We start from the raw sequence: 19,183 nt of genomic DNA on the forward strand, positions 1-19,183 counted from the left end.
CTCGCTATGAACATCTTTAAAATTGGTGTAGCAGCGGCACTGGCGGCGGCTACCACAGCAGGTTTGATTTTCCTGATGCAGTTTCTGATTGCCTCGAACATGAAGGCACCGGAAGAAGTTGAAGACATCAAAGTGGTCGACATTCACATGCCTGACCGCGAAATTAAAACCGAATACGACACCGACCCGGCTGTAAAGCCAGACGACCCGCAGAATCCACCGCCAGAAATGCCGGAAATGGATTTTGATACTCCCGACCTCAACCCTAACGCCATCAACATGGGCGCACCCAAAGTATCGGCTAGCCTGAAAGTGGGTGGTATTGGCGGCTTTGCCAGCGATGGTGAATACCTGCCAATCGTGAAAGTACAGCCTGTGTACCCCCGTCGCGCACTGCAGCGTGGCATTGAAGGCTATGTGATTGTTGAGTTCGTGGTTACCAAGAATGGTTCTGTACGCGACCCAGTGGTTATTGAAGCAGAGCCTGAGGGTATTTTTGATCGCGCCGCGATGAAAGCCGCACTCAAGTTCAAATACAAGCCGCGGGTTGTAGATGGCGAGCCCATCGAAGTACCTGGTGTACGTAACAAAATTTCCTTCGCGATTGCGAAGTAACTGACGGGAGTGACTATGAACGTTAAAACAGCAGTTACCCGCATCGTCAGGAACACCCTGTTTGCCGCGCCGCTTTTATTGGCGCCGGCATTAAGTGGTGTGGTGTTGCAGGACACAGTGCTGGCCAAGCAGATTTCATCAGGCGTCGCAGTGGCGCAAGATGATAAAGCCAAGCCCCAGCACAATACCCGTAAAACCCCCGCCCTGCGGGAAAACGTTTACAAGAAGCTGGCCGAAGTTCAGGTGTTCACCGATGCCGGCGATTGGAACGGTGCGCTCAAAGAGCTGAACGAGCTTAAAGGCGATACGGGCAAGTGGAACGGCTATGAAATGGCCCAGCTGTGGAACTACTACGGCTTTGTGTACTATTCCCTGGAGCGCTACGATGACGCGCTGCGTGCCTATGAGCGCGTTGTAGCCAACCCGGATGACATTCCGGTGGGTTTGGAAACAGCCACGCTCTACACCATGGCGCAGCTGGCTTTCATTCAGGAAGACTACCCAAAAGCTATTGATATGCTGACGCGCTGGATGAACATGTCGCCCATCGTAGGTGCAGATGCCTATGTGCTGCGTGGTCAGGCCTACTACTCGCTGAACAACTTCGACAAGGCGCTGCCCGATATCAACTGGGCCGTTAACGACTATGAATCCAAAGGCAAAGTGCCCAAGGAAAACTGGTTTGCCTTGCAGCGTGCGATTTACTACGAGAAAGGCGACAACAAAAAAGTTGTACAAATTCTTGAGAAGCTCGTAAAGCACTACCCTAAGGCCTCTTACTGGCGCCAGCTGGGTGGTATGTACGGCGCGGTTAATCGCGAAAAAGATCAGCTGCACGCGCTGGAAGCAGCCTACCTGATGGGCGCTGTAACCAACGAGAAAGAGCTGCTTAACATCGCTTACCTGTTCCTGGGTGAAGAAGCGCCTTATAAGGCCGCTAAAATCATCGATAAAGGCATTAAAGATAAGCGCATTGAGCCGACTTCAAAAAATCTGGAAACCTTGGCTGCCGCTTGGCGCATGGCCCAGGAAGTGAAGAAGTCGTTGCCGGAAATGGAAAAGGCTGCGGCCAAATCCGATAACGGTGATCTCTACGCCCGCTTGGCAGGCATTTACTTGGATAACGACATGTTTGACAAGTGCATTGATGCTGGCGAAGTGGCTCTCAAGCGCAAGGGCATCAAGCGCGAAGATCAATTGCAGATTGTGCTGGGCATGGCTCACGTAAACAAAAAGCAATACGATTCCGCCATTAGGGCCTTCAAGAAAGCGGCAGAAGATAAACGCTCTGCCAAGTTTGCCCGTCAGTGGATTCAGTATGCTGAAAGCGAGCGCGAGCGCGAAAAGCAACTGGCACTAGACTAGTAAACCACGCTTTAAACAAAGCCGGCGCAAGCCGGCTTTTTTGTGCCTGTTATATTTGTTGTACCTGTTGTACCTGTTGTACCTGTTGTATCAGTGTCGCCAAATCGGTTTTCAAAAAAATTATCACCAAACAACCAGCGAGTGCGGGTGCCACCCATTGGCGCGTTATATTACAGATGGCTGAGCCGATGTCGTGGTAATTGCAGCCAGCGCAGTGACCAAGAGCAACGTGAAGCGACAGCCGCATGGCAACCCCGTTTTAAGAGGCTGCCACGCAAACTACCTAAGGCCTGGGTTAGAAGCTATAGGTCACTTTACCGTACACAAAGCGTCCTCTTGGGCTGTGCTGGCCGGAAACATAGCCGTAGAGGTCTGAATCGCCATCGCCAATGGCGAAGGGCACGTCTTCATCCAGTGCGTTATCTACACCGAGCGACAGGTTTACATCGGTAAAGCCCGTGTAGCGTGCTTGCAGATTCAGCGTTACAAATGCCTCAACGGTGCGCGAGGTGTTTGATTCATAATCCAGCGTGCCATCAAAGTCGAAATCCGGCGTGTCTTCAAATTCACCTGTGTAATTAACGCTCGCGGTAAACCCGAAGTTATCCATATCCCAGTCACCGGCGGCCACCCAGCGGTGCACGGGGTATTCGTATTCACCGGCCAAATCTGTGGTTTTAAAGCTGGTGCCGTCGGAATCGAGTTCTACGCGCTCGAATTCCAACAGGTAGGCGTAGTCCAATCGCAAATTCAGGCTGCCACCGGCAAGCTCCAGCCCACTGTAGCGCGCCGCGAAATCAATGCCTGTAACATTTTGCTCGCCAATGTTGATGAATGTATTGTTGATTGACTGCAGCGCACCCAGGCTGTCGCCGGTTTGCGGTGTAGAGCGCACGCACACAGTGCTGTTTTGATCGTTACAAAATTGCGCATATATGAAGCCAAGTGGTGCGTCGTCAATTTTGCCTTCTTGCTGGATATTCCAATAATCAAGAGACAGTTGCAGGTCGTCCATCGGTTCAAAAATCACACCCAGGTTATAGGATTCTGATTCTTCGGCCTCAAGATCAGGGTTGCCTGAAAACACGATGTTGTAATCGGTGCTCGCACAATAGGCGGCGTTAATGGCGCAACCATAGGTATCAATAAAGAATTTGGATTCCTGCGATGGCCCAAGGCCGATTTGTGCAAGCGATGGCGCCCGGAAACCTGTGCCCCAGGAGCCGCGTACAGACAAGCTGTCGGTTATCTGCCAGCGGCCGTTGAGCATCGGGTTAACGGTATTGCCGAAGTCTGAATAGCTGTCGTAGCGCGTGGCCAGGCTCACGTCGAAGTTATCCATCACAGGCAGTGCAACTTCTATGTATGCCGAGGTGATGTCGCGTTTGGCTTTCGCTGAAACAGACTCAGTACCGAAGATAAGCCCGCGTTGGAATTGGTCATCGGGAATGTCGGTCGCCTTTTCTTCCCGGTATTCAACGCCTGCAGCCATAGCTGCATTGCCGCCAGCCAGCTCAAACAATTCGCCACTCACGTTGAAATCGAAGGCCGTCAGCTGCGAGGCGCCACGCCTCACCAGGCTCGTGGTTATGGCATCGATCACACTCTCAGGATTTTGGGTGCCGCCAAAGGGGTTGTAGCGGCCGGCATCTATTTCCTGTTGCAGGAAGTCGGTACGCACCCAGCCCTGGGAACGGCTACCGGTTTGCATGGATTCACTGCGGGCGCGCTGTACGCTGGTTTCCCAGCGCCAGCCATTGACTTCACCGCGCAGGCCGAATACGCCACGCAGATTGTCGGTTTCAATATCCCACTCCCGTGCGCCGGCATCAACGGTGCGGTAGCGCCCGATATCAATAGTCGTTGCGCCTGCAAAGGGGCTATCCGGATGGGAGGCGGGAACGGTAAGGCCTGCGCTTTCATCCAGCGGTGTGGGCGCACCGCGGGCGCTGGACTTGTTGTGTTGCACGGCAATTTCTGTAAAGAACTCTATGTCGTTGGTTAAATCCGTATGGCCCATTAGCGTAAGGCCTGTGCGTTCGGCAGCCGGTGTAAGCACATTCCAGGGGCCGTAGTCGTAGGCACATACATCGCCGCCACCCACTACTTGGTCTGCCGGGCAGGCCGGGTCAATGGTAATGTCGCCATCCACGTAAAAATAGCCTGGGTAGCCACGGGATGAACGGAAGTCCATGCCGCCATTGGCCGATTGATTGGCCGTACCCAGCCGCCCGCGATCTTTATTCATGAGCGCAGAATTACTGAAGTAGTCGAAGATGAGGGTTAAGTTGGAATCCTTTTCACCATTAACACCCCAGATGGCAGAAAAGGTTTTTTCGTCGTTGTCGGAATTGGTGGTGTTGCCGTACCCGGCAGACACTTCAAAGCCTTCGAAATCATTGCGCAGAACAATATTTACCACGCCGGCTACAGCGTCTGAGCCGTAAATAGCAGAGGCGCCGTCTTTCAATACTTCCACGCGTTCAAGGGCACCCACGGGGATGGTGTTGATATCCACAAAGTTGGTGGTAATGCCCTCTGCAAAGGCGCTGATGGCTACACGCCGCCCGTTTACCAGCACAAGCGTTGCGTCTGCGCCCATGCCGCGCAGGCTCACGGCGGCCGCGCCGTTAGCGGTGGAGTCCTGGTTGTTGCCGCGGGTAGAAAAGGTGCCGTTACCGGCAGCGGGGGATTTTTCAAACAACTGCTGTAAGTTGTTGTAACCGGATTTCTCGATGGTTTCCCTGTCTAGCACTTCAACGGGCGTGGGGCTGTTGAAATCGGCGCCGCGGGCAATGCGCGAGCCTACAACTGTCACTTCTTCAATGGTTGCGGTATTTTGCGCCAGTGCGGGCATGGTACCGGTTGCAGCAAGAATGGAGGCGTACATCAATGTGTGCGTAAAGCGTGTCTTGAATTCCATGTGCGTAATCTCTTTTGCTGTTGACGTTATTGTTGGCTCGATTAGCTGAGCACGCCATGGTTAGCAATATGGCTTGCAAAAATCGATAGCTAAAACGATGAGATGCAAAAAACTGGCACGAATGCACAGAAAAACACGATGAAATAAAAACTTATTGTCCCCAACTAGTACGCAGGTTTTACAGGTTGCGAATCAGAAAAAGAAACGCTCTAAACCCTTGGAAAATAAATATAAAAAAGTACTAGAGGAACTAGTCTCTTTGCCCGTAGCGCAGGGTTTTGTGTGAAGGAAAAGGCGCGTGAGAAGGCGTAAATATTGTGCAAGGTATAGCCGTAAAAAAGTAAAACCCAAAAAACTTAAATTAATCGCACAGGCTCTAAGGCCTGTAGCTGAAAAATTTGCAACGCCTGCAGCGGCTGTAAATTTTGTGCGCGGAGCATGCCCGCAAATTGACGCGTAAACGCGTGCGTAGAACGGCCGTTAAAAGCCGAACTGAAATGCGTGAAAAGATAAAGCTTATGGGAAGTGGCGGCAGCGTGCTGCTGCCGCCACGGGGTTAGTCGAGCTTGGTAAGATCACGAACTGCGCCTTTATCGGCGCTGGTAGCCAACAGGGCATAGGCCTTGAGTGAGGCAGACACCTTGCGCGGGCGCACCTTGCGGGGCTTCCAGGCGTCTGCTCCGCGGGCTTCTTCTTCGGCACGGCGGGCATCAAGCTCTGCCTGCGTGAGTTTCACGTTAATGCTGCGTTCCGGAATGTTTATTTGAATCACATCACCGGTTTTTACCAAACCAATGGCGCCGCCGGCCGCAGCTTCCGGCGATGCGTGGCCAATACTCAGGCCCGAGGTGCCGCCGGAGAATCGGCCATCGGTTAGCAGTGCGCAATGCCTGCCCAAGCCCTTCGATTTCAAATAGCTGGTGGGGTAGAGCATCTCCTGCATGCCCGGGCCACCTTTCGGCCCTTCGTAGCGAATGATGACCACGTCGCCCTCTTTTACCTTGCCGTCAAGAATGTCGGCCACGGCGTCTTCCTGGCTTTCAACCACGTAGGCGCTGCCCTCGAATACCCAGATATCTTCATCTACGCCCGAGGTTTTTACCACACAGCCGTCTTCGGCAATGTTGCCGGTAAGCACTGCCAGGCCGCCCTCCTGGCTATAGGCATGCTCAACGCTACGGATACAGCCGTTTTCGCGGTCGCCGTCCAGGCTTGGCCAGCGGGTGGCTTGAGAAAACGCCGTTTGGGTGGGAATACCGGCGGGACCTGCCATAAAAAACTGCGCAACTTTTTGATCGCCGGTTTGCACAATGTCCCACTTGGCCAGGCCTTCGGCCAGGGTATCGCTGTGCACGGTGGGCACGCTGGTGTCGAGCAGCCCGCCGCGGGCAAGTTCACCCAAAATGCCAAACACGCCGCCTGCGCGGTGCACATCTTCCATGTGGTATTTGGGTGTATTGGGGGCCACTTTGCACAGTTGCGGAATTTTGCGTGAGAGTGCGTCTATATCTTTCATATCGAAATTCACACCGCCTTCTTGCGCTGCAGCCAGCAGGTGCAAAATGGTGTTGGTAGAGCCGCCCATGGCGATGTCGAGCGCCATGGCGTTGTTGAAGGCCGCAAGGGATGCGATGTTGCGCGGCAGCAGGTGTTCCTGCTCTTGTTCATAGTAGCGCTTGGTGATGTCTACAATGCGGCGCCCGGCCTCCAGGAACAATTGCTCGCGATCGGCGTGGGTGGCCAGCATGGAGCCGTTGCCCGGCAGCGATAAACCCAGCGCCTCGGTCAGGCAGTTCATGGAGTTGGCGGTAAACATGCCAGAGCAAGAACCGCAGGTGGGGCAGGCAGAGCGCTCGTAGGCGGCGACTTTTTCATCGGATGCGCTGCTGTCGGCGGCAATCACCATGGCGTCTACCAGGTCTAACTTGTGTTCGGAGAGCGCAGTTTTACCGGCCTCCATGGGCCCACCGGAGACAAAAATCACGGGGATGTTCAGCCGCATGGCGGCCATCAACATGCCGGGGGTGATTTTGTCGCAGTTGGAAATACATACCAGGGCATCGGCGCAGTGGGCGTTCACCATGTACTCTACGCTGTCGGCAATGATGTCGCGCGAGGGTAGGCTGTAGAGCATACCGTCGTGGCCCATGGCGATGCCGTCATCAACGGCGATGGTGTTGAACTCTTTTGCCACGCCCCCGGCTTTTTCAATCTCGCGGGCCACCAGTTGGCCCATGTCTTTCAGGTGCACATGGCCTGGCACAAATTGCGTGAAAGAATTTGCCACCGCAATAATTGGCTTTTGAAAGTCGTCGTCCTTCATGCCTGTGGCGCGCCAAAGGGCTCGCGCGCCGGCCATGTTGCGGCCGTGGGTGGAAGTTTTAGAACGATAGGCTGGCATTGCGCACTCCGAAACTCAACTGGGTCGATAAAAGGTGGGCCAGCATACCAGAATCCGGTGCACTGGCCGACCCTTCGGGTGGCCTTTGTTAGCAGTAAAAAACGTTAGGGCGCCAAGCGCTTTACGAAAATTTTGGATTTGCGCTGATAGTTATACAGAGATTGCTTCTCGTCGGGCAGGGCGTTGATGTCGCCTTGCACGAAGCCCTGCTCTAAAAACCAGTGGGCGGTTTGGGTGGTGAGCACAAACAGCTCGCGAATGCCGGCGCGAATGGCTTGGCGTTCCAGCTGCGCCAGCAGCTTTGCCGCGCGCCCGCCTTTCTGGTAGCCGGGGTGGGTAACCACACAGGCCAGCTCGGCTTTGCCGGTGGCGTAGGGGTAGAGGGCGGCGCAGGCCAGCACGGTGCCGTCTTTTTCCATTACGAAAAACTTTTCTATTTCGGTTTCAAGCATTTCCCGCGAGCGGCGCACCAACACACCGGCGCGCTCGAGCGGCTCGATCAATTCAATGATGCCGCCCACGTCGTCGATGGTGGCCGTGCGCAGTTGCTCGTAGTTATCGCGGTACACCATGGAGCCTGAGCCGTCGCGGGTGAACAGCTCCTTCAAAAAGGCGCCATCTTCGCTGAACGACACGATTTGTGCGCGCGGCACGCCCTGGGTACAGGCCTGGTAGCAGGCGGTGAGCGCCAGCCGGCTGCCGTGGGCCGGGCGGCTGTTGGGGGAGTTCAGGTATTGCTCGGCCTCGTGCAGCATAAATTCCCGAATCAGCCCGCCGGTTTCGTCTTCAACGCCGCGACCCTCCACGAAGCTTACAATTTTATCGGCGTTTAAATTCACCGCCACCTGGGTGGCCACCTCGGCAAAGGAGAGATTAAACACCTCGCCCGTGGGCGAATAACCCAGCGGCGATACAATCAAAATGGCGCCCAAATCCAGCGCCTGCTGCATGGTTTTGGTGTTGATGCGCCTGACCTTGCCGGTGAATTGTAAATCGGTGCCGTTGATCACGCCCATGGGCATACCGGTGACAAAATTGCCGCTAATGGCCTGAATTTGCGCACCGTGCATGGGCGAGTTGGGCAGGCCAGTTGAGAGCGCCGCCTCTATGTCTACCCGCACTTCGCCGGCGGCCTGAATGATGGCGGTCATGGCCTCTGGGTCTGTGATGCGCAGGCTCTCGTGAAAGTGCGAGGCCATTTCATCGAGCTCTAGGCGCTCCTGAATTTGCGGGCGGCTGCCGTGCACAATGACCAGCCGCACGCCCAGGCTGTTGAGCAGTGCGATGTCGTAAATGATGTTGTGAAAATTGCTGTGGCGCACGGCCTCGCCAGGCAGCATCAGCACAAAGGTTTTACCCCTGTGGGCGTTGATGTAAGGCGAGGAGTCGCGAAACCAGTCGACATACTGCTGCGCGAGTGTGTGATTATTTTCCTGGGTCATTGCTGAGCCTGATTTAACAAAATGAACGTTGTGCGAAAATTTAGTGGCAGTAGTGGGCGATGAGTTGTCGCAACAGGTGTGTTGCCGGGGCCAATTGTGCCATGGGAATAAACTCGTTGGGCTGGTGAGCCTGATCAATAGAGCCCGGCCCCAACACCACGGTTTCCATGCCGAGGCTTTGTAAAAACGGCGCCTCGGTTGCGAAGGCGGCACTCACCGCCTGCTGGCCAGAGAAGGATTCACAGGCGCGCACCAGCGCGCTCCCGGCCGGTTGCTCGAAGGCGGGCACGTCGTCAAATAGCGCACGCAGCGTGATATCCACATTCAAGGCTTCTGCCACCGGCCGCAGCCGTGCCCCAAGTTGTGCGTGCAGCTCATCGTTATTCATGCCCGGCAGCGCACGCAAATCAAATTGCAGCTCGCAATCGCCACAAATCCGGTTGGGGTTGTCGCCGCCGTGAATGCAGCCAAGGTTTAAGGTGGGCACCTGCACGGTAAAACCCGGGTGTGAAAACTGCGCCTGTAATTCTCTGCGAAAGCGTATCAGCTCACCCATCACCTGGTGCATGGCCTCCAGCGCGTTATTGCCAAGCGCAGGGTCTGAGGAGTGGCCGCTGTGCCCGCGCACATGCACTGCCTCCATCATGATGCCTTTGTGCATGCGAATGGGTTTGAGCGCGGTGGGCTCGCCAATAATTGCCGCGCGCGCCTGAAAGCCGCCACGCAGCGCAAGGGCGCGGGCACCCGCCATGGAGGTTTCTTCATCGGCGGTGGCAATTACGGTGATAGGTGCTTGCAGCTTGTTGAGGTCCAGCCCGCGCAGGGCTGCCAGCACCACCGGGAAGAACCCTTTCATGTCGGTGGCGCCCAGGCCGTAGAGGCGATCGTCGCGCAGGGTTAAATCAAACGGATCTTGCTGCCAGCTGTGGGCGTCATAGGGCACGGTATCTGTGTGGCCAGCCAGCACCAGGCCGCCAGGGCCATGGCCGCGGGTGGCAATCAGGTTGGCCTTGTGGGGCTGATCGGGCAGGGGTTGAAGCTCGCAGGCAAAGCCAAGGTCTGCCAGCCAGTTGGCCAAAAGCTCCACCACCGCGCGGTTGCTGGTATCCAGGCTTGGCGTGGCACAGCTGACCGAGGGCAGGGCCACCAGCTGGCTTAATTCCTGTGTGTAGCGCTTGATATCCACCATACCGCAATCCTTGGGCCGTGAGCCTATAGCTTGATGGCAAGCGGCCCCGCTGGCAATGGGTTAAAGGGCAATCCGGCCCTCGAGGTATTGCACCGCATAGCCACGCAATAACACGCGCGAGGCCTGAAGCTCGCACTCAAGCTCGCCGCCGCGGGCTGACACCTGGCGTGCACTGAGCAGGTTTTTACCCAGCTGCTCGGCCCAATAGGGGGTGAGCTTGGTGTGTGCAGAGCCTGTTACCGGGTCTTCATCTACGCCCACCGCGGGTGCGAAAAACCGGCTGACAAAATCACACTCCGTACCCGGTGCCGTGGCAATAATGCCGCGGTAGGGCAGCTCTGCCAGGGCCTTTGGGTCGGGTTTGATGGCGCGCACAGAGGCTTCATCGGGGCAGCGTACCAGCAGGTCTTCATGGGCAAAGGTGGCACCACAGCTAAGCCCAAGCCCCGCGTTCAGATGCTCTTGTTCGGTGTCACTTAACAGCACCGGCGTTACCGGCTGGGCGGGGAAATCCATCTCCAGCCGGCCGTCTGCCAAGCGCCCAACCGTGAGCAGGCCGCTCTGGGTGTGAAAGTGCACCTGCGCCAAGTGGTGCTTGAGGTTCGCAAATATTACCTCCGCCGTGGCCAGCGTTGCGTGGCCGCACAGGGCAACTTCGTGGGTGGGGGTAAACCAGCGCAGGTGAAAGCCGTCGCCTTTGGCCACAAAAAACGCCGTTTCAGAGAGGTTGTTCTCGCCGGCGATGGCCTGCAGCAGGTCATCGGGTAGCCATTTATCGAGGGGAATCACCGCCGCGGGGTTGCCCTTGAAGCGCGTCTGGGTGAAGGCATCTAACTGGTAAATTGGCAGGTGGCTCACGGAACTCATAGGCCTGTGCTCTTGAGGGTGTGGCCGTGATTGTGGGCGTTTTGAGCGCGCTTGCCAAATGCAAAAAGCTCGACCCCATCAGAATTTGTACCAGGCAGGAATGTGCATGGGCGGTATTTGGTGGATGGTAATAGGTGGTGGGCGGGCTTGGGGCACAGCTGCTAGGTTGTCGCCGGCAGGGAGCCGAGAGCAGGCACACTCGCGGAAATTTTACATTTTAGGGGCTATTCCAGCGCAAAAAATCGTGATTTAGGATTGCCCTGCCACCACTCACTTGCATTTTTGTTCTATAAAAAAGCCCCGGCACAGGCCGGGGCTTTTTAATTGGCTATTGGTCCCAAACCTTAAGAGAACATGCCCTTGAAGGTAAAGAAGAACAAAATGGCCAGCAGCGCACCGGCGGGCAGCGTCACAATCCACGACAGGAAAATGCTGCCAATCACGCGCAGGTTCAATGCGCCAATGCCGCGCGCCAGGCCCACGCCCAATACCGCACCCACCAGCGTGTGGGTGGTGGAAATGGGCAGGCCGGTGCCAGAGGCCAGCACCACAGTGCCGGCGGCACCCAGCTCGGCGGCAAAGCCACGGCTTGGGGTCAGCTCGGTAATCTTTTTGCCGATGGTGGCCATCACCCGGTAACCGTAAGTGGCCAAACCAATCACAATACCAATGGCGCCCACCAGCAAAATCCAGCCAGGCATTAACGCCTTGGCGCCAATGGCACCGGTTTTCACGGTGGATACAATGGCGGCCATGGGGCCTACGGCGTTGGCTACATCGTTTGAACCGTGGGCAAAGGCCATGGAACACGCGGTGAAAATCATCAGAATGGCAAACACTTGCTCAACGTTGGCAAAGCGCGATTGCTCTGTGCTCACAGGCTTCACGCGCGACAACAAGTAAATACCAAAGCCCGCAACCAATAGGCCCACCAAAATAGAAATGCCGGTGGATTCCAGGAAGTTGAGCGACAGGCCGCTGTCTTTGAATACGTGTTTCAAGCCCTTCAGCAGGGTGACCATGCTGATTAAAAAGCCCACGAAGAACATGTACATAGGCACATATTTCTTGGCGTTCTCAAGCGGTGTGGCGGTGTTCAGAATGAGGTGTTGAACGCTTCTGAACAGCAAAAACGACATGGTGCCGGCCAGTACCGGCGAGACAATCCACGAGGCGGCAATGGTGCCCACCTTGCCCCATTCCACGGCCTGCACGGAAATACCGGCCACGGCAAAGCCCACAATGGCGCCCACAATGGAGTGGGTGGTAGACACAGGCCAGCCCAGTACCGAGGCAATCAGCAACCAGGTGCCGGCGGCCAAGAGCGCGGCCATCATGCCGTAAACCAGAAGCTCCGGGGTGTCGGCAATGGCGCTCGGGTCGATAATCCCCTTGCGAATAGTGGCGGTTACTTCACCACCGGCGAGGTAGGCGCCTAAAAACTCAAACACCATGGCGATGATGATCGCCTGCTTGATGGTCAGGGCTTTGGAGCCCACCGAGGTGCCCATGGCGTTGGCAACGTCGTTGGCGCCCACACCCCAGGCCATGAACAGACCAAAGATACAGGCCATCACAATGAAAATATGGCCGTATTCAGCAATTACTGACATGGAAAATTCTCCGCAGTTAGTGAGTTGGCGCTTAGCGCGCCAGCAGCAGCTCTAGCCGGCTGCCTACTTTTTGTGCACGGTCGGCAACATCGCCCACCCAGTCGATCACGCGGTAGAGGAACATCACATCCACCGGTGGCATTTCAGATTCCAGCGCAAACAGTGCGGCACGGATTTGAACTTCCATTTCATCAGCCCGGTTTTCCAACCGGTCCAGCTCGTCGATCATGTTGGCAACTATGTCTACCTCACGACCGGAAAAGCCGGTTTCCAGCAATTCATCCAGCTCGTTGATGGCCTTCAGCGATTGCTCCACGGTTTCCACCGCCGAGCCCACAAACTCCAGCATCTGGTCGCCCAGTGCTTTGGGCAGCTTCATTTTGCGGCCCAGCATGATGCCGGCGATGTCTTTGGCGCGGTTGGCAATGCGATCCTGGCCCGAGAGCAGCTCCAGCAAATCCGAGCGGGGCACGGGCAAGAACAGGCTTTTGGGCAGGTGCAGGCGCAGATCTTTCTTGAGCTTGTCGGCTTCGTTCTCCAGCTCGTGGATCTTGTGCTGCACGCTCTCGGCTGTGGTCCAGTCGTTGGCGATCACCGCCTCGAAGAAGGGTTTCAGCAGGCTTGCGGCATCACTCACCACGGCCATGTGTTCCTGCATGGGCTTGATGGGGGACTTGCCAAATAAAATGGCAAAAGGGTTGGCGCTCGGCATGATTTGCTCTCCCGTAGTTCAGTGCGCGCAGTATAGGGAGAGATGTGCACTGGGTCACGCAACAAATGGTCATATTTCTTTCATATGGAGACCGCAAGGCGCGTATTTCGGCGGTGTGTTACATTCTGCCTATTGCCAGAAGAGAGCGAGGGAAGATGAACCAGTTGGCCGGCCCAGACAGACCATTGGAATTGCGAAAAGTAGCACTGGCGCTGCTGGAAGACGGGCGCATCAGCCAGGGCGACGCCAACCTGCTCATGGGCACGCCGCTCTCTGAAAAGCAAAAAGCCCGCAACCCGCTCGCAATCATTGCCCAGCGCAAGCTGGCAGACCCTTCCCGCAAAGACAAACCGCTCGATGGCGAACAGCTGTCGCGCTGGTTGGCCGAGCGCAGCAATCTGGCCTGGGTAAACATAGATCCGCTGGAAGTGAACGTGGCCCGCGTGACCGAGGTGATGTCGTTCGCCTTTGCCCAGCGCCACAAAATCCTGTGTGTGAAAGTGCTGCCCGACGAGCTGGTAGTGGCCACCGCCGAGCCCCACGTAAACAACTGGGTTGAGCAGCTCACCCACACCGCCCGCAAGGGCATCACCAAGGTGATTGCAGACCCAGACGACATAGACCGCTACACGGTGGAGTTCTACTCGCTGGCCAAATCCATCTCCGGGGTGGGCGCCGGTGGCACCTCGGCTGCCAATAATTTCGAGCAGCTGCTGGAAGTGGGCGCCGCCAAAGACCCGGAGGCCAATGATCAACACATCGTCAATATTGTGGATTGGCTGCTGCAATACGCCTTCGAGCAGCGCGCCTCCGACATCCACATAGAACCCCGGCGCAACATTGGCCGGGTGCGCTTTCGTATCGATGGCGTCTTGCACCAGGTCTACGAGCTGCCCATGAACGTCACCACGGCCGTCACCTCGCGCTTGAAGGTGCTGGGCCGCATGAACGTGGCCGAAAAGCGCAAGCCGCAAGATGGCCGCATCAAAACCAAAAGCCCCGATGGCAACGAAGTGGAGTTGCGTTTATCCACACTGCCCACAGCCTTCGGCGAAAAAATGGTGATGCGTATTTTCGACCCAGACGTACTGCTGCGCTCGTTCGAGCAGCTGGGGCTGGTAGGCGATGACCTCATCCAGTGGCAAGACATGCTCGCCAACCCCAACGGCATCGTGCTGGTGACAGGCCCCACGGGCTCCGGTAAAACCACCACGCTCTATTCGTCGCTCAAGCGCCTGGCCACCGATCAGGTGAATGTCTCCACCATTGAAGACCCGATCGAAATGGTGGAAGACGCCTTCAACCAAACCCAGGTGCAGCACAACATAGGGCTCGATTTTGCCGCCGGCGTGCGCACCCTCATGCGCCAGGATCCAGACATCATCATGGTGGGTGAAATCCGCGATCTGGAAACCGCCGAGATGGCCATTCAAGCATCGCTCACAGGCCATTTGGTGCTCTCGACGCTACACACCAACGATGCGCCGGCAGCAGTGGCGCGCATGGTGGATTTAGGCGTGCCTGCCTACCTCATCAAGGCCTCGGTGTTGGGGGTGATGGCCCAGCGGCTGGTGCGCACCCTCTGCCCGCACTGCAAAGAATCGCAACCGGTAGATGCCGCCGCCTGGCAACAACTGGTCGCCCCTTGGAAGGCCGCGGCACCGGCCAAGGTGTATCAACCTGTGGGCTGCCTGGAGTGCCGCAATACAGGCTACCTTGGGCGGGTGGCCATCTACGAAATTATGGTGCTCTCAGATGCCATCAAAGCGTTGATTAAAGACGACGGCGATTTAATGGTGCTTAGAAAACAAGCCGTTAAAGAAGGCATGCGCACCCTGCGGCTTGCCGGCGCGCAAAAAGTGGGCGCGGGGCTTACCACCATTGAAGAAGTGATGCGTGTGGCACCGGCGCCGGATAAGGATTAGTTCAATAAATTAATAGGGAATGTTATGCGTTGGTATTACGGATTTTTAGTGCTGCTCATGGGTTGTAGCACAATGAAACAATCGCTACCGCAAGATGCACAAGTCAGCATGGGCAGCGCCTATATTTTTGGAAGTTTCGAGCTGGAAAGCCATAAGTTGTTGGGTTTTACCTGTGCAGGAGGAGTAGCGTTAGCCTTAAAGGGGCCTACACGGGAAGATTTCCTGGCGTTTGACGAACCAAGGCATTGGAGCCATGGTGTCAAAAGTTATTCTGTTGTGCCTGGGGAGTATCAACTGAATAAGTGGCTAGGCACGCACTCCAGAATTGGAAAAGATGGAGGCCAACATACTGGGCGAAAAGCGGTTGATTACCCTTTCAGTCTTTCCTTTACCGCCGAACCTGGAACCTTGTATTACATAGGTGATTTTGACGGACGGGCTCAATGTATGTGCGCTAGCGGTAAGCACTGTGCATACATCTCAGCGCCGAATGATAATTTTAATGCACGGTTGCAAGAGCTGCTGGAAGTGTATCCGGCTTTGAAAGATCTGCGGCCGGTTAATCTGATGCCACAGTTTGTGTATACAGGAGGCGGTGGAGATTTGTAGATGGTGGCTATGCACGGCTTTGCTGATGTAAGAGCGCCACAAACTTCGTTTCTTCGTTGGCCATAATATGTTTCGCATTGCTTGTGTTTTTACAGGTGCATTCAGCGAATGTTTACACCATTCTCGTTGTCGGGTAATGAATACAAGAGTGGCGTTTTAATGCGTCTTTTTTTGTTCTCTATCGCGCTCAGTTTACTTACCGGTTGCGCTGCTGAAGTATCATTAAGCTCTCAACAAAAAGAAATAAATGATTTCGCCCAAGCCAATTGCCTGTTTTGGTATTTCAAAGATCAGGGCTTGCCATTAGAGGATATACGCGCGATTGCCGGCGGCATGGTGGAAACCAGCAATTTACCGGCTGAGGTGTTCCAGGAGATCGCCCAAGCTGTGCAGTCTTTTACGCCTGTCACTGGCAGCAAAGCCAATATTGATCCCAATTTATCCCGTTGCTTTCAGTTGCACGAAAACGCGGCCTTGCAGGCGATAGTGAATCGCTACCCTTAGTACCTTGCAGGCTGTTTCACACCAGCAAATTCAGGCATTATCAACTCCAGGGTTAAGGAGAAGATATGACCAGGTTGGATGTGACAGCGCCACTGCAATTGCAGGCACCAAAAGACGGCTGGGGGTGCGACCTCGATGCCCTGTTGGCAGGGGTAGATGAGGTAATAGATCAGGTTAACGTACCTCACCTCCAACGCCTTTTCACCGCCAGCAACTTTGCCGCCGAGCAACTAACCAAGCACCCCGATTGGCTGCCCCACATAGCAGACGACAGCCTCTATCCAGCAGGCGCACCCACGCGCGATTTTGATGCATTGCTCAGGCAAACCCTCACCGGTGAAGAAGACGAAGACGCCTTCAACCGAGCGTTGCGATTGTTTCGCCACCGCGAGCAGGTGCGCTTTATTTATCGGGAGTTCAACGGCCTTGCACCACTGGCAGAAACCACCGCCGAGCTTTCGGCGCTGGCCAGTTGTTTGCTAAACGCCGCGCTGGCCTGGCATTACCCGCGCCTGTGTGAACAGTTGGGTGCGCCCATCGGGCGCGCCTCGGGCAAGCCGCAACCCATGGTGGTGCTGGGTATGGGCAAGCTGGGTGCCTGGGAGCTTAATTTATCGTCGGATATCGATCTGATTTTTGCCTTCCCAGAGTCCGGTGAAACCAACGGCGCGCGTGCGCTCGACAACCAACAATTTTTTACCCGCCTGGGCCAGCGGCTGATCAAAAGCCTGGATACCCTCACAGCCGAAGGCTTTTGTTTTCGTGTAGACATGCGCCTGCGCCCGCACGGCGACTCCGGAGCATTGGTGTCTAACTTCAACGCCGTGGAAGACTACTACCAAACCCAGGGCCGCGACTGGGAGCGCTTCGCCATGATCAAGGCGCGGCCCGTGGCGTGGGTGGGCGAGGGCGGTGCTGTTGCCGCCGAAAAACTCATGGCCCTGCTCACGCCATTCACCTACCGCCGCTATGTGGATTTTTCCGCCTTCGATTCACTGCGCAACATGAAAAACCTGATCAGCCGCGAAGTGCAGCGCAAGGGTTTGCAAGACGACGTCAAGCTTGGTGGTGGCGGCATTCGCGAAGTGGAATTTGTGGGCCAGGCGTTCCAGCTGATTCGCGGTGGGCGCGATATGGCCCTGCGCGAGCGCCGGGTATTGCCCCTGTTAAACCTCCTGGCCGAGTGGGAGTTACTGCCGCCCAGAGCTGCCGAAGATTTGGCCGGTGCCTATGTTTTTTTGCGCCACACAGAGCACGCCTTACAAGCGCTGGACGATCGCCAAACCCAATCGCTACCGGCCGAACCCGCCGCCCAGCAACGCCTGGCCCGGGTCATGGGTTTTGCTGATTGGCCCGCCTTTTATGCGGTGCTCAGCAAGCATCGCGCGCGCGTGCACGAAGAGTTCAAGGCCGTTATCGCAAGCCCGGATGACGAAGACGAAGCCGCCGAAGAAACCGACATCCAGCACTGGGCAGACTTTTTGGCGGGCTTGCACAAAACCGGCCAGGGTGTAGATGCCGAACAGGCACAGGCCTGGCTTGAGGCATTGGGCTTTGATGCGCCGGCGGCGGTGTTAAGCCAGCTGCAAGATTTGTATGGGTTGCGTGCATTGGCCATGATGCAGGCCAGCGGCCGCGACCGGTTTGATCACTTCATGCCGCGCTTGATGGCGGTGCTGGCGCAAACCTCGGCCAGTGCCGAAACCCTGCAGCGGGTGCTCAAACTCGTTGTGGCAGTGCTGCGGCGCTCGGCCTACCTAGTGCTGTTAATTGAAAACCCCGCCGCACTGGCGCAACTGGTTACCCTGTGCGCCGCCAGCCCCTGGATTGCCGATCAGCTCTCGCGCCACCCGGCACTGCTCGATGAACTGCTGGATACCCACAGCCTCTATCACCCGCCCAACCGCGCTGAACTTACCGACGAGTTGCGCCAGGCCACGCTGCGCATCAACCGCGATGACCTAGAGGCCCAGATGGAAGCCCTGCGTTACTTCAAGTTGGCCCACGGCCTGCGGGTTGCCGCCTCAGAGGTTGCAGGTGTACTGCCTTTGATGAAAGTGAGCGATTACTTAACCTGGCTTGCCGAGGCCATACTCGACTATGTGCAGCAGCTGGCCTGGGAGCTGATGGTGGCGCGCCACGGCTACCCGGTGGTGGCGGGCAACGCGGTTACCGAGCCCGAATTCATTGTGGTGGGCTACGGCAAGCTGGGCGGCATTGAGCTGGGGCACGGGTCAGATCTGGATTTGGTGTTTGTGCACAACACCGACATCAACGGCTACACAGACGGCGAGCGCTCGCTCGACAACCAAAGCTTCTACACCCGCATGGGCCAGAAAATCATCCACATCCTCAATACCCAAACCATTTCAGGCCAGGTGTATGAAGTGGATATGCGCCTGCGTCCTTCAGGCAATTCAGGCTTGCTGGTGACATCGCTCACAGCCTTTGAAAAATACCAGCGCAACGAAGCCTGGACATGGGAACACCAGGCCTTGGTGCGCGCGCGGGTGGTGTGCGGTGAGGCCGCCCTTGCCCGGCGCTTTGAACAGTTGCGCCTTGAACTTTTGTGCCAGCCCCGCGATCTCGCCAAATTGGCGGCTGATGTAGTGGCCATGCGCGAGAAGATGCGCGCAAGCCTGGGCTGCACCAAGGCCGGCCTGTTCCACCTCAAGCAGGATGCCGGTGGTATCGTAGATATTGAATTTATGGTTCAATACGCCGCTTTAGCTTGGGCCCACCAAGTGCCGGCGCTGGTGCGATACTCGGACAACATTCGCATACTCGGCTGTCTGGAAGAAGCAGATCTCATGGCGGCAGACGATGTTGCCAGCCTGATCCGAGCCTACAAAGCCTACCGATCAACGGGTCACGCACTGGCGTTACAACGCCAGGCAGTAACCCTTGAAGACAGCCAATTTCGCACAGAGCGCGCTGCCGTAACAGACCTATGGCAACGGTTGTTTGGGCCCGTAACCGAGACCAAGCCCCCGGGCAGTTAACCCGTGCGGGGCACCG

13 protein-coding genes are annotated in these 19,183 nt (G+C 56.3%); 6 read left to right on the forward strand and 7 right to left on the reverse strand.

Going from position 1 to position 19,183, the window contains the following annotated elements; translation table 11 throughout:
- Positions 1-6: 6 nt before the first annotated feature.
- Both L1F30_RS00945 and L1F30_RS00950 read left to right on the forward strand, forming a co-directional pair.
- Complete coding sequence (locus L1F30_RS00945; protein WP_253358328.1) at positions 7-615, forward strand: energy transducer TonB; 609 nt, start codon at positions 7-9, stop codon at positions 613-615.
- Between the two features lie 15 nt (positions 616-630).
- Complete coding sequence (locus tag L1F30_RS00950) at positions 631-1,980, forward strand: lipopolysaccharide assembly protein LapB (protein WP_253358330.1); 1,350 nt, start codon at positions 631-633, stop codon at positions 1,978-1,980.
- 295 nt (positions 1,981-2,275) lie between these two features.
- On the opposite strand, the gene L1F30_RS00955 is transcribed toward L1F30_RS00950, so the two are convergent.
- From L1F30_RS00955 to L1F30_RS00985, 7 genes are all read right to left on the reverse strand, one after another.
- Entirely contained in the window at positions 2,276-4,903 is a 2,628-nt protein-coding gene (locus L1F30_RS00955; protein WP_253358331.1) for a TonB-dependent receptor, read from the reverse strand.
- Between the two features lie 556 nt (positions 4,904-5,459).
- Positions 5,460-7,304 (reverse strand): dihydroxy-acid dehydratase, encoded by a 1,845-nt coding sequence (ilvD, locus tag L1F30_RS00960; protein WP_253358332.1) that lies wholly within the window; start codon positions 7,302-7,304, stop codon positions 5,460-5,462.
- 104 nt (positions 7,305-7,408) lie between these two features.
- Positions 7,409-8,746 (reverse strand): amino-acid N-acetyltransferase, encoded by a 1,338-nt coding sequence (gene argA / locus L1F30_RS00965; protein WP_253358333.1) that lies wholly within the window; start codon positions 8,744-8,746, stop codon positions 7,409-7,411.
- A gap of 40 nt (positions 8,747-8,786) precedes the next feature.
- Positions 8,787-9,935, reverse strand: a complete 1,149-nt coding sequence (gene argE / locus L1F30_RS00970) for an acetylornithine deacetylase (RefSeq protein ID WP_253358334.1) — start codon at positions 9,933-9,935, stop codon at positions 8,787-8,789.
- A 60-nt stretch (positions 9,936-9,995) separates the two neighbouring features.
- Positions 9,996-10,802 (reverse strand): PhzF family phenazine biosynthesis protein, encoded by an 807-nt coding sequence (locus L1F30_RS00975; protein ID WP_253358335.1) that lies wholly within the window; start codon positions 10,800-10,802, stop codon positions 9,996-9,998.
- A 344-nt stretch (positions 10,803-11,146) separates the two neighbouring features.
- Positions 11,147-12,415, reverse strand: a complete 1,269-nt coding sequence (locus L1F30_RS00980; protein WP_253358336.1) for an inorganic phosphate transporter — start codon at positions 12,413-12,415, stop codon at positions 11,147-11,149.
- A 31-nt stretch (positions 12,416-12,446) separates the two neighbouring features.
- Positions 12,447-13,127, reverse strand: a complete 681-nt coding sequence (locus L1F30_RS00985) for a TIGR00153 family protein (protein WP_253358337.1) — start codon at positions 13,125-13,127, stop codon at positions 12,447-12,449.
- 155 nt (positions 13,128-13,282) lie between these two features.
- On the opposite strand from L1F30_RS00985, the gene L1F30_RS00990 reads away from it, so the two are divergent.
- The 4 genes from L1F30_RS00990 (at position 13,283) to glnE (ending at position 19,167) form a co-directional block, all read left to right on the forward strand.
- A complete protein-coding gene (locus L1F30_RS00990) occupies positions 13,283-15,052 on the forward strand; it encodes a GspE/PulE family protein (protein WP_253358339.1) in 1,770 nt (589 codons plus the stop codon).
- A 24-nt stretch (positions 15,053-15,076) separates the two neighbouring features.
- Positions 15,077-15,661 carry a hypothetical protein gene (locus L1F30_RS00995; RefSeq protein WP_253358341.1) on the forward strand — a complete coding sequence of 195 codons (585 nt, stop codon included), beginning with the start codon at positions 15,077-15,079 and terminating at the stop codon, positions 15,659-15,661.
- Positions 15,662-15,820: 159 nt separating this feature from the next.
- On the forward strand, positions 15,821-16,165 hold the full coding sequence (locus tag L1F30_RS01000; RefSeq protein WP_253358343.1) for a hypothetical protein: 345 nt from the start codon (positions 15,821-15,823) through the stop codon (positions 16,163-16,165).
- A gap of 65 nt (positions 16,166-16,230) precedes the next feature.
- Positions 16,231-19,167 (forward strand): bifunctional [glutamate--ammonia ligase]-adenylyl-L-tyrosine phosphorylase/[glutamate--ammonia-ligase] adenylyltransferase, encoded by a 2,937-nt coding sequence (gene glnE, locus L1F30_RS01005; protein ID WP_253358345.1) that lies wholly within the window; start codon positions 16,231-16,233, stop codon positions 19,165-19,167.
- Positions 19,168-19,183: the final 16 nt, after the last annotated feature.

The sequence above is a fragment of the Simiduia sp. 21SJ11W-1 genome, from assembly GCF_024138675.1.
Taxonomy (GTDB): domain Bacteria; phylum Pseudomonadota; class Gammaproteobacteria; order Pseudomonadales; family Cellvibrionaceae; genus Simiduia.

Excerpts from the sequence above, each read along its gene's own strand:
- argA (WP_253358333.1), bottom strand. The coding sequence starts at position 8,746 with ATGACCCAGGAAAATAATCACACACTCGCGCAGCAGTATGTCGACTGG.
- L1F30_RS00945 (WP_253358328.1), top strand. The coding sequence starts at position 7 with ATGAACATCTTTAAAATTGGTGTAGCAGCGGCACTGGCGGCGGCTACC.
- L1F30_RS00995 (WP_253358341.1), top strand. The coding sequence starts at position 15,077 with ATGCGTTGGTATTACGGATTTTTAGTGCTGCTCATGGGTTGTAGCACA.
- L1F30_RS01000 (WP_253358343.1), top strand. The coding sequence starts at position 15,821 with ATGCGTCTTTTTTTGTTCTCTATCGCGCTCAGTTTACTTACCGGTTGC.
- L1F30_RS00985 (WP_253358337.1), bottom strand. The coding sequence starts at position 13,127 with ATGCCGAGCGCCAACCCTTTTGCCATTTTATTTGGCAAGTCCCCCATC.
- L1F30_RS00990 (WP_253358339.1), top strand. The coding sequence starts at position 13,283 with ATGAACCAGTTGGCCGGCCCAGACAGACCATTGGAATTGCGAAAAGTA.
- argE (WP_253358334.1), bottom strand. The coding sequence starts at position 9,935 with ATGGTGGATATCAAGCGCTACACACAGGAATTAAGCCAGCTGGTGGCC.
- glnE (WP_253358345.1), top strand. The coding sequence starts at position 16,231 with ATGACCAGGTTGGATGTGACAGCGCCACTGCAATTGCAGGCACCAAAA.
- ilvD (WP_253358332.1), bottom strand. The coding sequence starts at position 7,304 with ATGCCAGCCTATCGTTCTAAAACTTCCACCCACGGCCGCAACATGGCC.
- L1F30_RS00975 (WP_253358335.1), bottom strand. The coding sequence starts at position 10,802 with ATGAGTTCCGTGAGCCACCTGCCAATTTACCAGTTAGATGCCTTCACC.
- L1F30_RS00980 (WP_253358336.1), bottom strand. The coding sequence starts at position 12,415 with ATGTCAGTAATTGCTGAATACGGCCATATTTTCATTGTGATGGCCTGT.
- L1F30_RS00950 (WP_253358330.1), top strand. The coding sequence starts at position 631 with ATGAACGTTAAAACAGCAGTTACCCGCATCGTCAGGAACACCCTGTTT.
- L1F30_RS00955 (WP_253358331.1), bottom strand. The coding sequence starts at position 4,903 with ATGGAATTCAAGACACGCTTTACGCACACATTGATGTACGCCTCCATT.